Annotated in this window: 17 protein-coding genes; 13 read left to right on the top strand and 4 right to left on the bottom strand. The window is 70.0% G+C overall.

All coding sequences use genetic code 11. The annotated features are described in order from the left end of the window. Complete coding sequence (locus tag LY41_RS22050) at positions 1 to 3,516, top strand: error-prone DNA polymerase (protein ID WP_253866223.1); 3,516 nt, start codon at positions 1 to 3, stop codon at positions 3,514 to 3,516. Between the two features lie 129 nt (positions 3,517 to 3,645). Continuing rightward, the gene (locus LY41_RS22045) at positions 3,646 to 4,230 is read left to right on the top strand and encodes a pentapeptide repeat-containing protein (protein WP_253866444.1); all 585 of its coding nucleotides are present in this window, start codon (positions 3,646 to 3,648) and stop codon (positions 4,228 to 4,230) included. Positions 4,231 to 4,332: 102 nt separating this feature from the next. On the opposite strand, the gene LY41_RS24205 is transcribed toward LY41_RS22045, so the two are convergent. Beyond that, positions 4,333 to 7,848: a glycohydrolase toxin TNT-related protein gene (locus LY41_RS24205; protein WP_253866222.1), complete on the bottom strand. Its 3,516-nt coding sequence runs from the start codon at positions 7,846 to 7,848 to the stop codon at positions 4,333 to 4,335. Positions 7,849 to 8,021: 173 nt separating this feature from the next. Between LY41_RS24205 and LY41_RS22035 the strand changes: the two genes are divergently transcribed. The 3 genes from LY41_RS22035 to LY41_RS22025 are packed head-to-tail and all read left to right on the top strand — an operon-like array spanning position 8,022 to position 10,242. Further along, positions 8,022 to 9,044 carry a DMT family transporter gene (locus LY41_RS22035; protein WP_301297490.1) on the top strand — a complete coding sequence of 341 codons (1,023 nt, stop codon included), beginning with the start codon at positions 8,022 to 8,024 and terminating at the stop codon, positions 9,042 to 9,044. A 22-nt stretch (positions 9,045 to 9,066) separates the two neighbouring features. Next, entirely contained in the window at positions 9,067 to 9,918 is an 852-nt protein-coding gene (locus tag LY41_RS22030; RefSeq protein WP_253866220.1) for a bifunctional methylenetetrahydrofolate dehydrogenase/methenyltetrahydrofolate cyclohydrolase, read from the top strand. Between the two features lie 3 nt (positions 9,919 to 9,921). Further along, the gene (locus LY41_RS22025) at positions 9,922 to 10,242 is read left to right on the top strand and encodes a DUF3017 domain-containing protein (RefSeq protein ID WP_372493338.1); all 321 of its coding nucleotides are present in this window, start codon (positions 9,922 to 9,924) and stop codon (positions 10,240 to 10,242) included. 106 nt (positions 10,243 to 10,348) lie between these two features. Here LY41_RS22025 and LY41_RS22020 read toward each other — a convergent pair whose 3' ends face one another. Further along, positions 10,349 to 11,560: an MFS transporter gene (locus LY41_RS22020; protein WP_253866218.1), complete on the bottom strand. Its 1,212-nt coding sequence runs from the start codon at positions 11,558 to 11,560 to the stop codon at positions 10,349 to 10,351. A gap of 487 nt (positions 11,561 to 12,047) precedes the next feature. Next, complete coding sequence (locus tag LY41_RS22015) at positions 12,048 to 12,248, bottom strand: DUF1918 domain-containing protein (RefSeq protein ID WP_253866217.1); 201 nt, start codon at positions 12,246 to 12,248, stop codon at positions 12,048 to 12,050. Between the two features lie 628 nt (positions 12,249 to 12,876). Here LY41_RS22015 and LY41_RS22010 point away from each other — a divergent pair. The 8 genes from LY41_RS22010 to LY41_RS21975 all read left to right on the top strand — a co-directional run bounded on the left by LY41_RS22010 (position 12,877) and on the right by LY41_RS21975 (position 19,063). Next, entirely contained in the window at positions 12,877 to 14,100 is a 1,224-nt protein-coding gene (locus LY41_RS22010; protein WP_253866215.1) for an NADP-dependent isocitrate dehydrogenase, read from the top strand. A gap of 175 nt (positions 14,101 to 14,275) precedes the next feature. Beyond that, entirely contained in the window at positions 14,276 to 14,596 is a 321-nt protein-coding gene (locus LY41_RS22005) for an SH3 domain-containing protein (protein WP_308292293.1), read from the top strand. A gap of 132 nt (positions 14,597 to 14,728) precedes the next feature. After that, complete coding sequence (locus LY41_RS22000) at positions 14,729 to 15,547, top strand: exodeoxyribonuclease III (RefSeq protein WP_253866213.1); 819 nt, start codon at positions 14,729 to 14,731, stop codon at positions 15,545 to 15,547. Between the two features lie 236 nt (positions 15,548 to 15,783). Then, positions 15,784 to 16,302, top strand: a complete 519-nt coding sequence (locus LY41_RS21995) for a DUF6879 family protein (RefSeq protein ID WP_253866212.1) — start codon at positions 15,784 to 15,786, stop codon at positions 16,300 to 16,302. After that, a complete protein-coding gene (locus LY41_RS21990) occupies positions 16,286 to 17,143 on the top strand; it encodes a helix-turn-helix domain-containing protein (RefSeq protein ID WP_253866211.1) in 858 nt (285 codons plus the stop codon). Before LY41_RS21995 ends, LY41_RS21990 begins: the two co-directional genes overlap by 17 nt. 39 nt (positions 17,144 to 17,182) lie before the next feature. Next, on the top strand, positions 17,183 to 17,359 hold the full coding sequence (locus LY41_RS21985; RefSeq protein ID WP_253866209.1) for a hypothetical protein: 177 nt from the start codon (positions 17,183 to 17,185) through the stop codon (positions 17,357 to 17,359). Continuing rightward, positions 17,356 to 17,574, top strand: a complete 219-nt coding sequence (locus tag LY41_RS21980; RefSeq protein ID WP_253866207.1) for a hypothetical protein — start codon at positions 17,356 to 17,358, stop codon at positions 17,572 to 17,574. The genes LY41_RS21985 and LY41_RS21980 overlap by 4 nt, the downstream gene beginning before the upstream one ends. Before the next feature lie 208 nt (positions 17,575 to 17,782). Continuing rightward, positions 17,783 to 19,063, top strand: coding sequence for a peptidoglycan-binding protein (locus LY41_RS21975; protein ID WP_253866205.1), 1,281 nt, complete (start codon positions 17,783 to 17,785; stop codon positions 19,061 to 19,063). A gap of 231 nt (positions 19,064 to 19,294) precedes the next feature. On the opposite strand, the gene LY41_RS21970 is transcribed toward LY41_RS21975, so the two are convergent. Continuing rightward, a complete protein-coding gene (locus LY41_RS21970) occupies positions 19,295 to 19,756 on the bottom strand; it encodes a nuclear transport factor 2 family protein (protein ID WP_253866203.1) in 462 nt (153 codons plus the stop codon). Positions 19,757 to 19,769 lie beyond the last annotated feature (13 nt).

Genomic DNA, 19,769 nt, shown 5'->3' with positions numbered 1-19,769 from the left:
ATGGGGTGGAACAACCCGCCCGTCCCGTGGCGGGACCTGGAACGCACCCTGTCGGGCCGCGGCCCGCTGTCCGGCACCTCCGGTGCGGGATCGGGTGCCGCAGGGGACGGGAACGACAGTCCGGCGTGGGGACGCAGGCGGGAGAAGTACACCAGGCCCGCCGACCTGCCCCCACCCGGCCACGACGATGCCGGCGCCGCGGTCCGCGTGCCCTACGCCGAGCTGCACTGTCACTCGAACTTCAGCTTCCTCGACGGCACCAGCCACCCCGAGGACCTGGTCGAGGAGGCGGCGAGGCTGGAACTCGACGCCGTCGCGATCACCGACCACGACGGCATGTACGGCGCGGCCCGCTTCGCCGAGGCGGCCAAGGAGGTCGGCATGCGCACCGTGTTCGGTGCCGAACTCAGCCTCGGGCTGTCCGAACCGCAGGCCGGGGCCGCCGACCCGGGCGGGCAGCACCTGTTGCTGCTCGCGAAGGGCGCCGACGGGTACACGAGCCTCTGCCGTGCCATCACGTCCGGCCAGCTCCGGGGGCACGATCACGACCCGCCCGCGGAGCAGCGGGCGGAGAAGGGGCGGCCGGTGTACGACCTCGACGAGATCACCGACGAGGTCGCGGGCCGGTGTGCGGTGCTGACCGGGTGCCGCAACGGGTCCGTCCGGCGCGGTCTGGCCGAAGGCGGGCCGGAGGCGGCGGCTGCCGCCCTGCGCAGGCTGGCCGACCGGTTCGGCCGTGACGACGTGTACGTCGAACTCGTCGACCACGGCGGGCCGCTCGACAGCACCCGCAACGACCGTCTCGCCGAGATCGCCGCCGACCTGGGGATACAGACCGTCGCGACGGGTGCCGTCCACTACGCACGGCCGCAGCAGGCCCACGTGGCGCAGGCGGTCTCGGCGATCCGCGCTCGGCGCAGTCTCGACGAGATGGAGGGCTGGCTCGCCGCGTCCGGGGCGGCGCACCTGCGGTCGGGCGCCGAGATGCAGGCCAGGTTCGCCCGCTACCCCGGGGCGGTCCAGCGCGCCGCGCTGCTGGCCGAGCGGTACGCCTTTCCTCTGGAGATCCTCGCGCCGAAGCTGCCGCCGTTCGACGTTCCGGACGACTCCGACGAGGCGAGCCACCTGCGCGCGATGACCTACGCGGGAGCCGAGCAACGCTACGGATCCCGGCAACGGAACCGGAAAGCCCGTGCCCAGCTCGACCACGAACTCGACGTCATCGAACGCCTCGGATTCCCCGGGTACTTCCTGATCGTCTGGGACATCGTGGAGTTCTGCCGCCGCCGCGACATCCTGTGCCAGGGCAGGGGCTCGGCGGCGAACTCCGCCGTCTGCTACGCACTCGGCATCACGAGGGTCGACCCGGTGAAGTGGGAACTGCTCTTCGAACGGTTCCTCGCCCCGGACCGCGACGGCTATCCGGACATCGATCTGGACATCGAATCCGACCGGCGGGAGGAGGTGATCCAGTACGTCTACGGCAAGTACGGCAGGTTGTGCACCGCGCTGGTCGCGAACGTGATCACGTACCGGCCCCGGTCGGCGGTCCGCGACGCGGCGAAGGCACTGGGGCATTCCCCCGGACAGCAGGACGCGTGGAGCAAGCAGATCGACCACCGGGGCCCGCTCCGGCAGCTCCGGCAGCAGTCCGATCACGACATCCCGGACGGGGTGCTCGACGTGGCGGGTGCGCTGGAGCATGCGCCGCGGCATCTCGGCATCCACCCCGGCGGCATGGTCATCTGTGATCGTCCGGTGAGCGAGGTGTGCCCGGTCGAATGGGCGCGCATGGCGGGCCGGAGCGTGCTGCAGTGGGAGAAGGACGACTGCGCCTGGGGCGGGCTGGTCAAGTTCGACCTGCTCGGCCTGGGCATGCTGTCGGCCCTGCGTTACATGCGCGACATGGTGCGCGAGGTCAAGGGCATCGACATCGACCTCAGTGATCTGCCGCTCGACGACGGCGACGTCTACGCGATGCTGCGGCGTGCGGACGCGATCGGCGTGTTCCAGGTGGAGAGCCGGGCGCAACTCGCGACTCTGCCCCGGCTCAGACCGAAGAAGTTCTACGACCTGGCCATCGAGGTCGCGCTGATCCGCCCCGGTCCGATCCAGGGCGGTTCGGTGCATCCGTACATCCGGCGGGCCAACGGGGAGGAGGAGTGGGACCACGACCATCCGCTGCTGGCGAACGCGCTCGGCAAGACGTACGGGGTGCCGCTGTTCCAGGAACAGATGATGCAGCTCGCCGTGGACGTCGCCGGATTCACCGCGGCCGAGGCGGACACGCTGCGCCACGCCATGGGATCGAAGCGGTCCGGCCGGAAGATGGAACGGCTTCGGCAGCGGTTCTACGACGGTGCGGAGCGCAACGGACTCGACCGCGACATGGCCGCGCACATCTTCGAACGGATGCGCGCGTTCTCCCATTTCGGATTCCCGGAGAGTCACGCGCTGAGCTTCGCGTACGTGGTGTTCGCCAGTGCCTACTTCAAGTACCACCACCCGGACGCCTTCTGCGCGGGGCTGTTGCGGGCGCAGCCGATGGGGTTCTACTCGCCGCAGTCGCTGACGGCCGATGCCCGCAGGCACGGTGTCGAGGTCCGCGGCCCGGACATCAACGCCAGTGACTCCCTCTCCCGCCTGGAGTCACCGGTCCCGGACGGCTCGCCGAATCCGGAGACCTCGTTGCCCGGCGCCGAACCCGGCGCCGAACCCCGTTCCGGGTCCGGACCCGGCAGCGATTCCGGACCCGGACCCGGTAACGGCGCCGAGGCCGGACCGGGCGGCACGGCCGCGGCCACCCATGCCGTCCGCATCGGACTCGGGGCGGTGCGCGCGATCGGCACGGCCCTGGCCGACGAACTCGTCGCCGAACGGGAGGCACACGGCCCGTACCGCGACATGGCCGACGTGGCCAGGCGGGTCCGGCTCACCACCCCGCAGTTGGAAGCGCTCGCCACCGCCGGTGCCTTCGGCGGCTTCGACGAGGTGCGGGGTGATCGGCGCAAAGCGCTCTGGTCCGCGGGAGCCGTGGCACAGGAGCGGCCGGAGAACCTGCCCGGCACCACACCGGCGGCCGAGGCCCCGGCACTGCCCGGCATGGACGAGGTCGAACTGGCGGCCGCGGACGTCTGGGCGACGGGACTGTCCCCCGGCAGCTTCCCGACCCAGTTCATCCGCCCCCGGCTCGACGCGCTCGGGGTCGTCCCGGCGCAGGAACTGCCGCGGGTCGCCGGCGGCACGCGCGTGCTCGTCGGCGGAGCCGTCACCCATCGCCAGCGGCCCGCGACGGCGGGCGGCATCACGTTCATCAACCTCGAGGACGAGACGGGCATGGTCAACGTGATCTGCACCCGGGGACTGTGGGAGCGCTACCACCGGGTCGCGCGGTCGAGCTCGGCGATGCTGGTGCGCGGCGTCGTCGAACGTGCCGACGACGTGGTCAGCCTGCGCGCCGACCGGTTGCAGCATCTGCCGATGCGGATCACCGCGAAATCGAGGGACTTCCGGTGACCGCGCGCCGGCGAGCGCATGTGCGATTGTGGCGGCGTGCGCTCTTCCGAATCCGGCACCGACACCGGGACCGATACCGATACCGACACCGACATCGGGACCGACACGGGGACCGGGACCACGAACGGGGTGGAGACCGGCGAGGACTACCGCGACGCCGTGCTCTCCGGACAGCGGTGGGAGGGCAGACGGTTCGTCCGGTGCGATTTCACCGATGCCGATCTGCGCGAGCTGACCACGTCCGGGTGCACGTTCGACCATTGCGATTTCACCCGCACGGACCTCGGCGAATCCGTGCACCGGTCCTCGGCCTTCCGGACGTGCACGTTCGACCGCACCATGCTCGGCGACGTCTCGTGGACCGGATGCTCGCTGCTCGGCAGCGTGTTCGTCCACTGCGGCCTCCGGACGGTCACGCTGACCGACTGCGACCTGACGCTCGTGTCACTGACCGACGCCGTGCTGCGTGGTACGGACCTGTCGGGGCTGCGCCTGCGCGAGGCCAATCTGACCGGTACCGACCTCCGCAGGGCGAACCTGCGGGAGGCCGATCTGACCGGTGCCAGGCTGGCCGGAACGACACTGACCGACGCAGACCTGCGCGGTGCCCGCCTGGATGCGCCCGCCCTGGCGGCGGCCGACATGTCGGGCACCCGGGTGGACGTCGACACGGCGGTCCTGTTCGCCGCGGCCCACGGCCTGGTCGTGAACTGAGTCCGGGCCCCGTTCCCCCGGGGCTCGGCTTTTCCGCGGCGCTGTTGCTTCTGGGCTCGGCTTCCTGGGACTCGGCTTCTTGGGGCTCGGCTTTTCCGGGGTTCAGTCGACCGGTGGCTCGCCGGGGTCGAGCTCGATGAGGTCGCCGTCGGCCAGCAGCTCCTCGATGGATGCCGGCAGCATGTACGCCGCACCACCACCGGGCTGGTTGAACCACGGGATGGCGACGCCCGCGAGTGCTTCGAGCGGCCGCTGGACGCGGTACACGTGGTACGGCCGGTTGACCCACTCCGGCACGAGGGACCGTTCCTCGAACGGGGTGCCCGCGGCGTAGGTCAGGTTGCCGTTCGCGCCGCCGAACCGGTCGAGTTCGCTGCCCACGGGCAGGGTGCGCATTTCCTTGCCGCGGAACAGCGTCAGCGGCGGCTCACCGGGCAGCGGCTGGATCGGCCACTGCTGACTGTTCTGCGGCTGTCCGCCCTGCTGACCGCCCTGCTGACCGCCCTGCTGACCGCCCGGCTGCTGTCCGGCCTGCCCGGACTGCGGCCGCCCCGCCTGCTGCGGTTCGCCCACGGCCGGCCGGTGCGGCGCGGCGGCGGCCTGCTGGGCCACCGGTTCCCGGGCAGGTACGGGTGCCGCCTGCGGGACCGGGCCGCCGCGGCCCGCGGCGGGATCGTCGGCGGCCGAGACCGCCCGCGTGTTCGCGACCGGTTCTTCCGCGACCTGCCGGGTTCCGGTGGCGATCTCGGGGCTGAGGGTCGCCAGCAGCGGACCGGACGGTGCTGCCTCCGGGGGCTCCGGCGCCGCTCGTTCCGGTTCGAATTCCGGGTCGGGGTGGGCCGGTTCTTCGGGGGCTTCGTCGACGCCGTCGGGGGAGAGCAGGACCTTGCCGAGCATGAACGCCTTCGCGTCCGCCACGTCGCCGAACACGGCCGTGCTCTTCAGCTCGCCGTCGTACCAGCCGACCCGCCAACCGTCGGTGACGCGCTCGAGGCTCCAGCCGTAGTCGGACGGCATACCCAGCGCGTAGTACTCGTCCGGGACCTCGAGCTCGTCGAGCTTGTCCTGCAGGTCGTCGAGTTCCGGGTCCTGCGGCGGCATATTGCCGATCTGTGTGGGCGGTCCGGGATCCGCGTCGACGGCGGAGACGCGGTCGTCTCGGTAGTCGTAACCGCGGTGATCGCCGTAGCCCCGGGGTTCGCCGTGATCCCGTTGTTCGCGGTCGCCGTAGTCGCCGTAGTCGCCGTAGTCGCGGTCGCCGTAACCGCGGGCACCGTACTCGTCGGAGTCGTCGCGACCCGCGAAACCGCCTGCGACCGCACCGGCCGCGGCGGCCGCACCGAGCCCACCGGCCACGCCGAGCCCACCGGCTGCGCCGATGTCGCCGACTGCACCTGCCTCGGCGGAAGCGGAGGGCGTCGCCGGTTCGTCGACGTCCTGTCGTGGGGTCGGCGCCGTCCGTTCCTCGTCGAGTTCGGCGGGCGGTTCCTGTCCCGGGTGCGGGGGCTGCGGCACTCCGGCGGGGCCGGGCGTGCCGGCAGGCTGATCCAGCGGGGGCACGGCCGCATCCGGTTCCACGTCCGGCCTCGGCGCTGCGGCCGGAGAGACCGGCTCGGTGAGCGTGGTCGGTGGGCCCGAGTCGACGTCGGGGCCGGTGTCGCCCGGCGCGGCTGCGCCCGACAGGTCGTCACCGGCCGTGCCGGGTGCGCGGTCGATCCCGGCCTCACCGGGACGAGCCTCACCGGGAGCCGTGTCAGCCGGAGCCGTGTCGCCGCTGCCGACAGCAGTGCCGCCGGCGGCGTCGGTGGGGTCGGTGGGGTCGCCGGCAGCGGAACCCGCGCCGGGGCGGGAGCCCGGTTCGTCGGCGCCGAACGTCGGGATCGGCGTGAAGGTCGTGCTCTGCTCGTGCAGCGGCTCGGCCCCGTACGGGGAGTCGCCGCCGTAAGGAGAGTCGCCGCCGTGCGGGGAGTCGGTGTAGGAGCCGCTGTAGGAATCGCCGTAGGAACTGCGGTCGTACGAAGGTTCGTCGTACGCGTCCGCGGGTGGTGTTTCGTCCGACCAGGCCTCGCCGGGTGCGGCCGGGCCGGTTTCGCCGACGTCGGCGCCACGGTTCGGGAGCGTGTAGGCCGCGGTCTCGGCCTCCGGGCCGAGGTCGTCGGGGTCGGCAGGCGAGACGGCGGTGTCGATGCCGCCCGGTCCATCGACGTCGCTCGAGGCGGTGTCCTCACCGATTCCCGGCTCGCGCCCGGTCCCCGCCTCGGCGGGAACGTCGTCGCGGTCTGCGGGGACGAACGGCGACGCCGGGCTCGCCGTGCTCGTGTGTTCCGCACCGTTGATGCCACTGAACTGCTCGTCGAACTCCTGGGCGGCCCTGCCGGGACGGCGCATCGGCAGCTCCGGCGCGTCGGAGTCGGCGGAGTCCGTATCGGCCGGCCGGTTCCCGGGGGCCGTTCCGTTGCGAGCGGCCATCCCACCGGCAGCGCCCGCAACACCGGCAGCGCCCGCAGCGCCGGCCGCACCCGCACCGGCCAGGCCGGCGGCGCCCTGAGCTGCTGCTCCCGTGGTCGATGGTTCACCCGAACCCGAACCCGAACCCGAACCCGAACCCGAACCCGAACCCGAACCCGGGACCGAACCCGGGACCGGGCCGCCCGCCGCATCCGCGGGGGACTCGCCTGCCCGGTCGGAGTGTTCGCCCCGCCGGAGCTGTTCGGAGGAGCCCGGAGGGGCGTGGGTCGTCGGCTGTGCGGCCGCGGCGCCGGGTGCCGCAGGAGGCCCCTGTTGCGGAGCGTGCTGCGGGCCCTGGCCGTGCGCCACGTGGGCGGCCGCGGCCTGGCGGGTCTCGTCGGGCACGTCGGGGACCGTGAACCCGGCGGCGCGGATGTGCTGCAGCAGATCCGCTTCGGGTGCGACCCCGTGCGTACGCAGGTAGTAGGGCACGGCGGCGGGCCAGATCCAGGCCCCGTCGCTGTGGAACGCGATCGGCACCTCGGCGGCGTGGTCGGCGGCGAGGCGGTCGACGTCGTAACCGCGGGCGGGGCCGACCGTCGGGGCGGCGTCGAGGTAGGCGAGTACGCGGTCCCGTTCGTCCGGGTCGAGCTCCGGCCGGGTGACGACGGGGCCGCTCGGCCCCGCGCCGTCGAAGATCCGTGCCATGCGGAATCGCGGTCCGGAGCGTTCCGGAGTGAGGCCTGCCATGCGGCGCATCAGCCAGTCCGGCACGTTCTCCTCGGAGCGGGGGAACATGCGCAGCTCGTCGGCGTAGGCCTGCGACGGCGGCGCGAGGTCCCACGACGGTTCGTCGCGGTCGTACTCGAGGTTGTAGCTCGACGGGTGGTCGAGCTGGTAACGGGCGTTGAACCAGGTGCCGCGGCCCTCGCGGTACATGCCGGCGCGGAGCTTGCCGAACAGCGTCGCGATGTCGTGGGTCGCCACCCATTCCTGCGTCGCGCCGTCGGCCGTGACGACCTCGCCGGTCAGTTCGTGATACCTCCCCACGGCGCGGTACACCGCGGTCACCCTGCGCCAGTCCCGTGGGGCGGCCCGCAGCAGCGAGAGGCCGATCTGTTTGACCAGCGTGTCCTGCTCGGTCGCGTTCAGCTGGGTCGGAAGTGCCACGCCCACATCTTGGCTAATACGTTTCACGAATGCACGACCACCACCGACATGGGCGGCACGTCTCACCCTGCCGCACGGCTGTCAGCGGCTGAGACGAGGCCGGAGTGGGGGCGGCCACACTTGGGCGGTGACACCCGCAGCGGTGATCACCGCGGCGCGCACAATGACAGGCGATGGCTACCGCCAGTGCGGATCCGGCTCCGGATTCCGCCACCCAGACCGCGTCCACGCCCACCTCCACGATCCGGAAGCTGTGGGGCGTGGTGCTCGCCGTATCCGCAGGATTCGGCATGTCCGTGCAGGCGCGCATCAACGGCCAGCTCGGCCTCGAACTCGGCGATTCCGCACTCGCCGCCGTCATCTCGTTCGGCGGCGGTCTGCTGCTGTTGCTGTGCTGGCTCGCCGTGTCGCGGCCGATGCGCGCCGGCACGCGCGCCGCCGTGGCCGCGCTGCGCAGCGGCAGGCTGCGCCCCTGGCACTTCCTGGGCGGAATCGCGGGCGGCACCTATGTGCTGGGCCAATCGCTGACCGTGTCGCTGATCGGTGTCGCGCTGTTCACCGTGGGTGTCGTGGCGGGGCAGACCGTCAGCGGCCTGTTCGTCGACCGGTTCGGGCTGGGCCCCTCGGGTAAGGAGCCCACCACGGTGCTGCGGGTGGCCGGCGCGGTGATGACCGTGGCCGCCGTGGCCGGTGCGGTGGCCGGGGACGTCGCGGGCCAGGCCGATCCCGCGCGGATCGCGCTGCTGATCCTGCCGTTCGTCGCGGGTGCGGGCATGGCGGTGCAGCAGGCGTTCAACGGGCACGTGGGTGCGGCTTCCGGCAGCTCGCTCACGGCGGCGCTCGTCAACTTCACCACGGGCACCGCGATGCTGGTGCTCGCCTCGCTGGTGTCGCTCGCCCTCCACGGCGCGCCCGCTGCGCTGCCCGGCAACCCGGTGCTGTATCTCGGCGGGCTCGTCGGCATCGTGTTCATCGCGGTCGCGTCGTTCGTCGTGTCGTGGATCGGGGTGCTGTTGCTCGGGCTGAGCACGGTCGCCGGGCAGCTCCTCGGATCGATGCTGCTCGACGCGTTCCTGCCCACGGAGGGCAACGGACTGACGACGTCGACGGTCGTCGCCTGCGGGGTGGCACTGCTGGCCATCGGCGTCGCATCGCTCGGTGGGCGGAAACGGCCGGGCGCCGGGAAGCACGGTTAGCGGGATTGGGAGACTGAACGACGTGACGGCGACGACTCTCGACGGCAAGGCCACCAAGGACGCCATCTTCGCGGAGCTGACCCCCCGGGTCGCCGCGCTCGCCGAGCGGGGCATCACGCCCGGTCTCGGGACGGTGCTGGTGGGCGACGACCCCGGTTCGCACTCGTACGTGAAGGCCAAGCACGCCGACAGTGCGAAGGTCGGGGTCACCTCGATCCGCCGGGACCTGCCGAGTAGTACGACGCAGGCCGAGCTCGAGCAGGTCATCGACGAGCTCAACGCCGACCCGGCCTGCACCGGCTACATCGTCCAGCTGCCGCTGCCCGCGCACCTCGACGAGAACGCGATCCTCGAGCGCATTCCGCCCGAGAAGGACGCCGACGGGCTCGCGCCGATCAGCCTCGGCCGGCTCGTGCTGGGTGAGCAGGGTGCGCTGCCGTGCACGCCGCTCGGTGTCATCGAGCTGCTCCGCCGCTACGACGTGCCGCTGAAGGGCGCCAACGTCACCGTGGTGGGCCGCGGCATCACCGTGGGCCGCACCATCGGCCTGCTGCTGACGCGCCGCAGCGAGAACGCCACCGTCACGCTGTGCCACACCGGCACCCGCGACCTGGCGAGCGAGGTCGAGCGTGCGGACGTCGTCGTCGCGGCCGCCGGGTCGCCGGGCCTGATCACGCCGGAGATGATCAAGCCGGGCGCCGCGGTGCTCGACGTCGGCGTCTCGCGGGTCGACGGCAAGCTCGCGGGCGACGTCGCACCGGGCGTCGAGGAGGTCGCCGGATTCCTGTCGCCCAACCCCGGCGGCGTGGGCCCGATGACCCGCGCGATGCTCATCTCCAACGTCGTCGAGGCCGCCGAGCGCGCGGCGGGCTGAGGCGTGACCGCGCCCGACCGGCCCGAACACGGCACCGGCGACGGGGCCGGCCGCCGCGGCTGGCTCGTGCACGTGCCGCTGGCGGTCGTGCTGCTGCTCGTCGTGGCGGGCGGGGTGCGCATCGGCATGTACCACTGGCGCCAGGGCACCGCGCTGATCGGCGGAGCCTTGCTGGTCGCCGCCGTGCTGCGGGTGGTGCTCTCCGACGCGCAGGCCGGACTCCTCACGATCCGCAGCCGGGTGGTCGACGTGCTCTGCTACGTCGGCCTGGGCGGGTTCATCGTCTTCGACGCGCTGACCATCACGGGCGGACCGTTCGGCTGACCGCCGTCTGACCGGGGCTGGCCCGCGCCGACCCGGCTGACCCGCCGGGCACGCGGAGCGTGCCGCGTGCCCGGCAGGCCGGCACGGACGCCGGTACCGCGGGAGGTCACACCAGTGCGGGCTCCTCGGCGGGTGCGGCTTCTTCGGTGGGTGCTGCGCCGACGGTGGCCGCCCGCTCCCGGCGTTCGGTGAGCGCGGCCACGACGGCCAGGCCCAGTCCCAGTGTCGCGAGCGCGGCGCCGACCCAGTTCGGGGACACGAGGCCGAGGCCGCCCGCGATGACGAGCCCGCCCAGGTACGCGCCGATCGAGTTGGCGATGTTGAACGCCGACTGGATCGCCGCCGACACCAGCGACGGGCTGCCGCCCGCCTTCTCCATCACGCGGGCCTGCAGGATCGGGCCGACCATGAACGAGGCGACACCGACCAGGAAGATCGTGATCGTCGCGCCGATCTTGCTGCCTGCGGTGACGGTGAACATCGCCAGCACCACGGCCAGGCCGCCCAGTGCGCCGCACAGTGCGGGCGTCGGGTTGCGGTCGGCGAGGCGCCCGCCGAGGACGTTGCCCAGTGTCATGCCGACACCGGCCAGCGACAGCAGCAGCGTCACGGTCGCGGGGTCGAACCCGGCGACGTCGGTCATCATCGGCGTCACGTAGCTCAGGCAGGCGAACCCGCCGCCCATGCCGAACGTGACGATCGCCAGCGCCAGCCACACCTGCGGTTTACGGAAGGCCGCCACCTCGCCGCGTAGCGAGGCACCCGCGGGCGCGCCCTGGTGCGGCACCAGGCGCAGCACGGCCACCAGTGCGACCACGCCGATCACCGCGACGACGGCGAACGTCGCGCGCCAGCCGACCTGCTGGCCGAGCAGGGTTCCCAGCGGCACGCCGACGACGTTCGCGAGCGTCAGGCCCAGGAACATCATCGACACCGCCTTGGCCTTGGCGCCGCGGTCGACGAGGCTCGCGGCCACGACGGCGCCCGCGCCGAAGAACGCGCCGTGCGGCAGCCCGGCGACGAACCGGAACAGCACACCCAGCTCGTGGTTCGGGGACAGTACGAACAGGGTGTTTCCCGCGACGAACAGCCCCATCATCGCCAGGAGCATCGTCTTGCGGGGCAGTCGCACGGCGGCGGCGGTGAGCAGCGGAGCACCCACCACCACGCCCAGGGCGTAGGCGGAGATCAGGTGACCTGCGGCGGGGATCGAGACCCCGAAATCGGCGGCGGCCTGCGGCAGCACGCCCATCATGACGAATTCGGTCGTTCCGATGCCGAAGGCACCGATGGCCAGCGCGAGGAGCGCGACGGGCACAGTTCTCCTCTCGGGGAGCAGGATCGGGTCGGCCGGGCCCGGGGCGGAGCGGTCGTCGCTGATCGCGGCCGGGCTCGTGCCGGGCGGGGGTGTTCCTCGAACGCGCGGGCGCGGGAGGGACCGGGAGGGCGGGGTGACGGGACTCGAGCGTTCGGGTCGCTCAGTTCGGGAGACCTGAGCTACTGGATCGTTCAAGTGACGTCGCAAAAAAAGAACAGTCGACCGCGGGCCGTCGCGGATAACTGCTCTGTACTCAAGTGTGAACGCGCCGGTGCCCGGATGTCATCCCGGCGCCGTGGCTGTGCGCCGTGACGATCGCCACGGTGTGCGGCGGTAACGCGCGCCGCTCCGTCGCTGGCCGCTCTGTCGCCGGCCGTCTCGGCCGGGGTGCTTCGCGCTCGGGTGCAGGGCCGTGGGTGCAGGATCGGCCCTGCGCGCGGGGTGGGGCCGGTCGTCGTCCGGCCGTGCCCGGTTACGACTGCCGGGGTTACGACTGCTGCCGCGGGTGGGTGTCCTCGACCTCGCTGTCCGGGCCGGGGAAGACGAGCCGTTCGTGGCCATCGGTGAAGCGCACCAGATAGGGCGGCCCACCCGAGTCGCCGCGGACCTCGACGATCTCGCCCAGCCGTTCGGCCTCGCCCACGACCCGGCCGTGCACGCGGATCTGGTCGCCGACTACTGCCTGCATGACGTTCACCTCCGCTGGGTGCGGTTGCCGGTGCAGCCCAGCGTAGGAGCGGCTGGACCGCTCGGCGAGTCGATCACGCGGGGCCGGAGGATCGGGTGGTCAGTGGTTCGGCGGCCTCGGCCAGCCGGTCGAGATACCCCGCGGGCACGTGGTGCGGCAGGTTGAACACCACCGGGTGCGGTCTTCTCGCCGGAGAGCGGGTAGGAGTGGTCCCGGTTCCACGCCGATTCGAACCGCTCGATGTCGTCGGCGGCCCGTCAGATGTCGACCAGTTCCTGTCACGGTGTGGGCTCGGGTTCGATCTCGATTCCCAGTCGCGTCGCCTCGTCGGTCCTCCCGGGTCGAGTCCGGCGGTTGCCGGGCGCCGTGGGGCGTGGGCGATCCCACGTGATCGATGCAGCCGTGACGCCTGCCCCCGGACCCCCGGAACACGTAGATTTCGGGGTGAGCTGCGATTTGTCGGCGTCGCTGTGGTCCGGATCAGTACTGGCCAGTAACCAGGGGGCGCCGGGCCGGTGTCCATTCAGCAGTACGCTTGTACCGCTACGCAACGGCTAATGCGCAGCGGTATCAGGCGAACACGAACGCGAGATCCGCGACGCGAAAGCGAGAGGAGCGCCGCCAGCTCATGGCCAAGATCAAGGTCGAGGGCACCGTCGTCGAACTCGACGGCGACGAGATGACCCGCATCATCTGGCAGTTCATCAAGGACAAGCTGATCCACCCGTATCTCGACGTGAACCTCGAGTACTACGACCTGGGAATCGAGGAGCGCGACCGGACCGACGACCAGATCACGGTCGACGCGGCGAACGCCATCAACAAGCACGGCGTCGGTGTCAAGTGCGCCACGATCACGCCGGACGAGGCACGCGTCGAGGAATTCGGCCTGAAGAAGATGTGGCGGAGCCCGAACGGCACCATCCGCAACATCCTCGGCGGCGTCATCTTCCGCGAGCCGATCGTCATCCAGAACATCCCGCGTCTGGTGCCGGGCTGGACGAAGCCGGTCATCGTCGGCCGTCACGCCCACGCCGACCAGTACAAGGCCACCGACTTCAAGGTTCCCGGCCCCGGCACGGTCACGATGACCTACACGCCCGCCGACGGTTCCGAGCCGATGGAGTTCGAGGTCGCGAACTTCCCCGAGGGCGGCGGCGTCGCGATGGGTATGTACAACTACCGCAAGTCCATCGAGGACTTCGCGCGCGCCTCGCTGCAGTACGGCCTGGACCGCGAGTTCCCGGTCTACATGTCGACCAAGAACACGATCCTCAAGGCCTACGACGGGATGTTCAAGGACATCTTCGAGGAGATCTACGAGAAGGAGTTCAAGGCCGACTTCGAGGCGAAGGGCCTGACCTACGAGCACCGGCTGATCGACGACATGGTCGCCGCGTCGCTGAAGTGGGACGGCGGCTACGTCTGGGCCTGCAAGAACTACGACGGTGACGTGCAGTCCGACACGGTCGCGCAGGGTTACGGCTCGCTCGGCCTGATGACGTCGGTGCTGCGCAGCCCGGACGGCCGCACCGTCGAGGCCGAGGCCGCGCACGGCACGGTGACCCGGCACTACCGTCAGCACCAGCAGGGCAAGGCCACGTCGACGAACCCGATCGCGTCGATCTTCGCCTGGACCCGCGGCCTCGAGCACCGCGGCCAGCTGGACGGCAACGCCGAGCTGATCGGCTTCGCCAACAAGCTCGAGCAGGTCGTCATCGAGTCCGTCGAGAGCGGCAAGATGACCAAGGACCTCGCGCTGCTGGTCGGTGGTGACACGCCGTACCAGACCACGGAGGAGTTCCTGGCGACGCTGGACGAGAACCTCCAGAAGAAGATGGCTCAGGGCTGATCACGGCCGTTTCGCTCCCACGGGCCCCGGCAGGACGATCTCCTGCCGGGGCCCGTCGCTGTGCGTGGTCGGCCGTTCGCCGAGCCGAGTGGTTGGGCCTTCCGGGGCTTACGGGCCGGGAAACCGGGCCGTACCCTGCGGGCGAGTGCATGTCGGGAACGGATAAGGAGCACTCGTGATACTCGGGATTCCGAAGCGGACGTTGCTCATCCTCGTCGCGTTGATCGCCGTGATCGGGCTGTACGTGATGACCGGGGGTGAGCTGAGTTCGGAAGCCGAGGGTTCGAACGGCGACGGCGGCTGCAGCATGACGGTCGAGGCGGACGTGCTGAACGTGCGGTCCGGGCCGTCCACCGGCGACGCGGTCGTCGGCTCGCTGCAGCAGGACGCCGAGACGGATGCGACCGGCGAGGTGCGTGACGGCTTCCGCAAGCTCGCCGACGGCGAATGGGCCGCCGACGACTTCCTCGAACCCGTCGACGGCGCCTCCTGCTGACCCGCTTCAGTGCCCCCAAGGGCACCTTCGGGGCGCTCAACGCCCCAAACGTTCCCTTCGCGGCGCCGCCGTTCCGCCTCCCGCCCGTTTCCGGCCGCGGGGGTGTCGGGGCCGGCGGCTAACCTGGGGCGCGTGTTCACCGTCTCCACCGTCAACGTCAACGGCATCCGCGCAGCCGCGAAAAAGGGCTTCACCGAGTGGTTCGGCCGGACGCAGGCCGACGTCGTGGCCTGCCAGGAGGTGCGCGCCGACCTCGACGCCATCCCGAAAGTGCTCGCCGACCCCGACGGCTGGCACGCCGCCCACGCCGTGTCCGAGGTCAAGGGGCGCAACGGCGCGACGCTCTACAGCCGGTCCGAACCGGAGGCCACGCGCATCGGGTTCGGCGAGGCCGAGTTCGAGGCGAGCGGGCGGTACGTCGAGATGGAGCTGCCCGGCGTCGTCGTGGCGAGTCTGTACCTGCCGAGCGGTGAGGTCGGCACGCCGCGGCAGGACGAGAAGGAGCGGTTCCTCGACGCCTTCCTGCCGTACCTCGTCGAACTGCGCGAGAAGGCGGCCGCCGACGGGCGCGAGGTCGTCGTGATGGGCGACTGGAACATCGCCCACGCCGAGATCGACCTGAAGAACTGGAAGGGCAACAAGAAGAACTCGGGCTTCCTGCCGAGTGAGCGCGAGTGGATGAGCCGCGTGTTCGGCGAGGCGGGCTACGTCGACGTGCAGCGCAGGCTCGACCCGGACGGCCCGGGCCCGTACACCTGGTGGTCCTACCGCGGCAAGGCCTTCGACAACGATTCCGGGTGGCGGATCGATTACGTCGCCGCGACGCCCGGCTTGGCCGAGACGTGCACGTCGGTGGTGGTCGAGCGGGCGCCGTCGTACGACCAGCGCTGGTCCGACCACGCCCCGGTGACGGCGACGTTCGACGCCGACCTTATGCAACAACGCGGGTAAACCTTGCTCCCAGTGCGGGCGGTCACCGATCCTGTGAGCATGAAGCTACGCAAGGTATCCGGGTGCCACGACGGTGATTGTCCGGCCGTGTACGTCTCCGACCGGGGTACGGCCGTAGTCCAGGGAACGCCTGTAGCGGCCGCAGACGGCTTGTCACTCGGCGATGGGGAAACGGCCGTCGAGCTGCCCCCGGAAGTCGTGCTAGCCGCGTATGACGCACTCAAGGCGGCCCAGCGGTGATCCTGGACGGTGACGCATTCCGGGAACGGTTCGAGACCTACCAGCGGACCGCCTGGCGGTTCGAGTGCCAACCGTCGTACGCCATACCGCGTGAAGATTCGGACTTCGCCCGGTGGCTTGCTGGTGAGTCGATCCCCGAGGGGTTTAACGCTGCCTGGCACGAGCGGGTGCGTGGCATCGTGGCATCCGGCCGGAGTATCGGCCGTGTCCGTGTCGTGCGTCGGCCGCTGACTGAGTACCAGCGGCATCAATTCGACTGGGGTATCCCTGGGAACATCGAGGCAGGCGAGGATATCCGCATACTCGACGTGACGGACCTCGAACTTGACCTACCGTCGCATGACTTTTGGTTGTTCGATGACGAAACCGTGGTCGATCTGAACTTCAACCCGGACGGTTCATTGATCAACCGAGACCAGCGGGAAAACCCGGATCTATCGATGTACCGGAAGTGGCGAGATACGGCACTGGCTTACGCCGTGCCGTTCAGCGAGTGGGATGCTCGAACCGGATAGCGACAAGCGAGACCGTAAAGACCTAGCGGACACGCTCAGGCAGCTACGGAAAGCGGCTGGACTCTCGGGAGAGAGGCTAGCCGCTCGTATCTCTATGTCTCAATCCAAGATCAGCCGGATTGAGTCCGGTAAGGCCCTGCCGACGGTTTCAGACGTAGAGCGGATTCTTCAGGGGCTCGATTCGGTACCCGATGACGTCAGGCGCGACGTTCTCGCGCTGACTCGGACCGCTAACGTTGATTACGTATCAGTGCGATCAGCGGCACGGCTCGGTATCTGGCGACGGCAGGCCGAGATTAAGTCTCTAACCGAATCATCTTCCGTGGTTCGGCATCTACTCCCGGTGATGCCGTCAGGTCTCTTGCAAACGCCCGAGTACGCGCGTCGGACGCTGACACCGACTATTGAAGGTAGACCGGCACGCGACGTAGACCGTGCCGTGCGGGCACGTCTGGACGCTCAAGAAACGCTGAATGATGAAACCAAGCGGTTTCATTTCGTGCTGACTGAGCAAGCTGTGCGGATCAAACTAGCACCGGAACCGGTGATGGTCGATCAGGTACGGCACCTAGCGACCGTGTCGAAACGACCGAACGTAGACCTAGCGATACTGCCACTGTCGGCGGAGATTAGTTCTCCACCCCTGAACGTGTTTGTGGTCTACGATGACCGACTGGTCACGACTGAAACCCTTTCGGGTTCCCTAGCGCTGCGAGACTCCCGAGACGTCGCATATCACCTCAACTTGTTTGATCACTTCCGGGAGCACGCCGCTTCGGGAGACGATGCAAGAAATATCCTCGGCTCTGTGGCTGAAGAGTTTATGCGAGATCACGGGTAAAACTGGATTCCTTGGGGCCGGTCTCCCTAGCGTGGCTATATGGGGAATTGCGACGGTCTCGGAATCGTGCACCGGATACGGGAAGGTCTGTTGTGGCCACCGGGTGAGTTGACGCTGACCGAGTGCGGCCGGTTGATCAACACGGACTCACCGGACATCGTCGACGTCGACCCGTGTCCCGTCTGCTTCCCGGCCGATGCGGTGGTGTCGGCATGAACCGGGTGACGGTCATGGTCCGTTACCGGCGTGGCGTGGTCGGCGAGTCCCGGCGAACGGTGCACCTCGTCGTGCTTCCCGCTTCGCTGGCCGACGTGCCGGACAACCTCGGTGCGGTGTGCGGCGCCCGGTTCGGGCCCGGTGACGCCGAGACCGTCAACAGCCCGCAGGGGATGCCGTGTGTCCAGTGCCTGGCGATGGCGCCGGTTCGCTGAGCCGAGGACGGGCCGCTGCCGGAAACGCTCGCCGGATGCCCTGATGCGTCGATGTGTCGCTTCCCCGACGAACGGAGGTCACTGACGCTACGACGACTTCCGTCGGTACTGTCCGTGTTCTTTCCGGTGCTTCACTCGTCTGGCACACGGGTGACATCGCCGCTCGGTGTCGCCGTCGCCTCATGGCACGACGATGGAAGGAAGCACCGTGAAGAACCTCAGGCCCGTCACGCGCCGTTCCATGCTCCGGGGAAGTGCAGCCGTCGGAATGGCCGCTGCCACCAGCGTCCTGATTCCGACGTCCGCGCAGGCCGGGACGATGGCCGACACGCAGAGGTCGCTCAAGGGGCTCTACTACTACCGCGGCGTGATCGACGGCCACAACGGCCCGATGACGACCAGTGCGGTCAAGGACTTCCAGTCGGACCGCGGCCTCGAGAAGGACGGTTACGCGGGGCCGGTTACGCAGGGTGAGCTTGCCAAGGTCGTGAAGGCCGTGCAGTCCGCCGTCGGTGTGGGCGCGGATGGTGATTACGGCCCGGTCACCGAGTCGGCGGTGAAGAAGTTCCAGAGTTCGGAGGGTCTCTCCGTCGACGGCTATGCGGGCGCAAAGACGATGGCTGCGCTCGGCGTCCAGCGCAAGAAGAGTGCGAGCGTGGCCGACACGCAGAGGTCGCTCAAGGGGCTCTACTACTACCGCGGCGTGATCGACGGCCACAACGGCCCGATGACGACCAGTGCAGTCAAGGACTTCCAGTCGGACCGCGGCCTCGAGAAGGACGGTTACGCGGGGCCGGTTACGCAGGGTGAGCTTGCCAAGGTCGTGAAGGCCGTGCAGTCCGCCGTCGGTGTGGGCGCGGATGGTGATTACGGCCCGGTCACCGAGTCGGCGGTGAAGAAGTTCCAGAGTTCGGAGGGTCTCTCCGTCGACGGCTATGCGGGCGCAAAGACGATGGCTGCGCTCGGCGTTCAGCGCAAGAAGGGGTCGGACCCGGACCCCGACCCCGGCGGCTCGGGCGACCTCATCGTCATCAACCAGATGGCCACCGGCCCGATGAGCGACGAGAACTGCGGTCCGACCTCGGCGGTCATCACGCTGTACGCCCTGGGCCGGCCGCCGTCGGGCTCGCACAAGCAGGCCGTGATGAACATGCGCGAGGCCTGCCAGATCCCGGCCGACACGTGGGGTGCCGACGTCAAGCACCTCATCCGCGGCCTCGGCGCGTACGACACGAACGCACGGAAGGTGAACTACGCCAGCGCGCTCGCCGCCGCAGCGGACGGGAAGCCGGTGATCCTCAACGTGAACCACGGCGTTCTGCTGGGCGGTGCCCCGAGCTACGGGCATTACGTCGTCGCGCGGGGCACCAATTCGGCCGGTGACTTCTACGTGTCGGACCCCGGGCGCGCCAGCTTCGGCATCAAGCTCTACACCCGCAGCCGCCTCGAAGCGGCCGCGAGGTACGACCGCGGCATCATCGTGGGGTGATAGTGCCCCATTGCGGCGTGATGCCGCCCGTCGTGGGTGATGCCGCCCGGTGGCCGAGGACGCGGCCACCGGGCGGCAGGCCGCATGAGTGTGGAGCACAGTGTTTCCCATCGGCTACCCGGGCTCGGTGGGCTCAGCCGGCCGTGTTGCCCGAGTCCACCGAGCCCGGGCCGGCCGGCCCCGAGCTGCCCCTGGCCCGAGCCCGCAGGCCCGGGGACGCTGTTTCGCGCGCTACCGGAGCGGGATGTCGACACCGTACTCGTCCTTGGGCCGGGGGCCGCGGATGCGCCGATCGGCGTCGGAGATGGCAACGTCGTTGATGCTCGCCTCGCGGCGCCGCATGAGGCCGTACTCGTCGAATTCCCACAGTTCGTTGCCGTAACTGCGCCACGACCGGCCCTCCGCGTCGTGGCATTCGTACTGGAACCGGACGGCGATCCGGTTCTCACGGAAGTCCCACAGGCTCTTCCGCAGCGCGTAGTCCAGCTCGCGCTCCCACTTCCGGGTCAAGAACGCGACGATCTCCTCGCGGCCGCGGACGAACGTGTCCCGGTTCCGCCATGTCGAGTCCGGTGTATAGGCCAGTGCCACCCGCTGTGGATCGCGGGTGTTCCAGGCATCCTCGGCCGCCTGGACCTTCTGCAGCGCCGTCTCCTGCGTGAACGGCGGGTAGGGCGGGCGAACCTCCGGCATTCCATCCTCCTGA

Source organism: Prauserella halophila, from assembly GCF_024171895.1.
GTDB lineage: Bacteria > Actinomycetota > Actinomycetes > Mycobacteriales > Pseudonocardiaceae > Prauserella > Prauserella halophila.
This window is presented reverse-complemented; position numbering and strand designations above follow the sequence as displayed.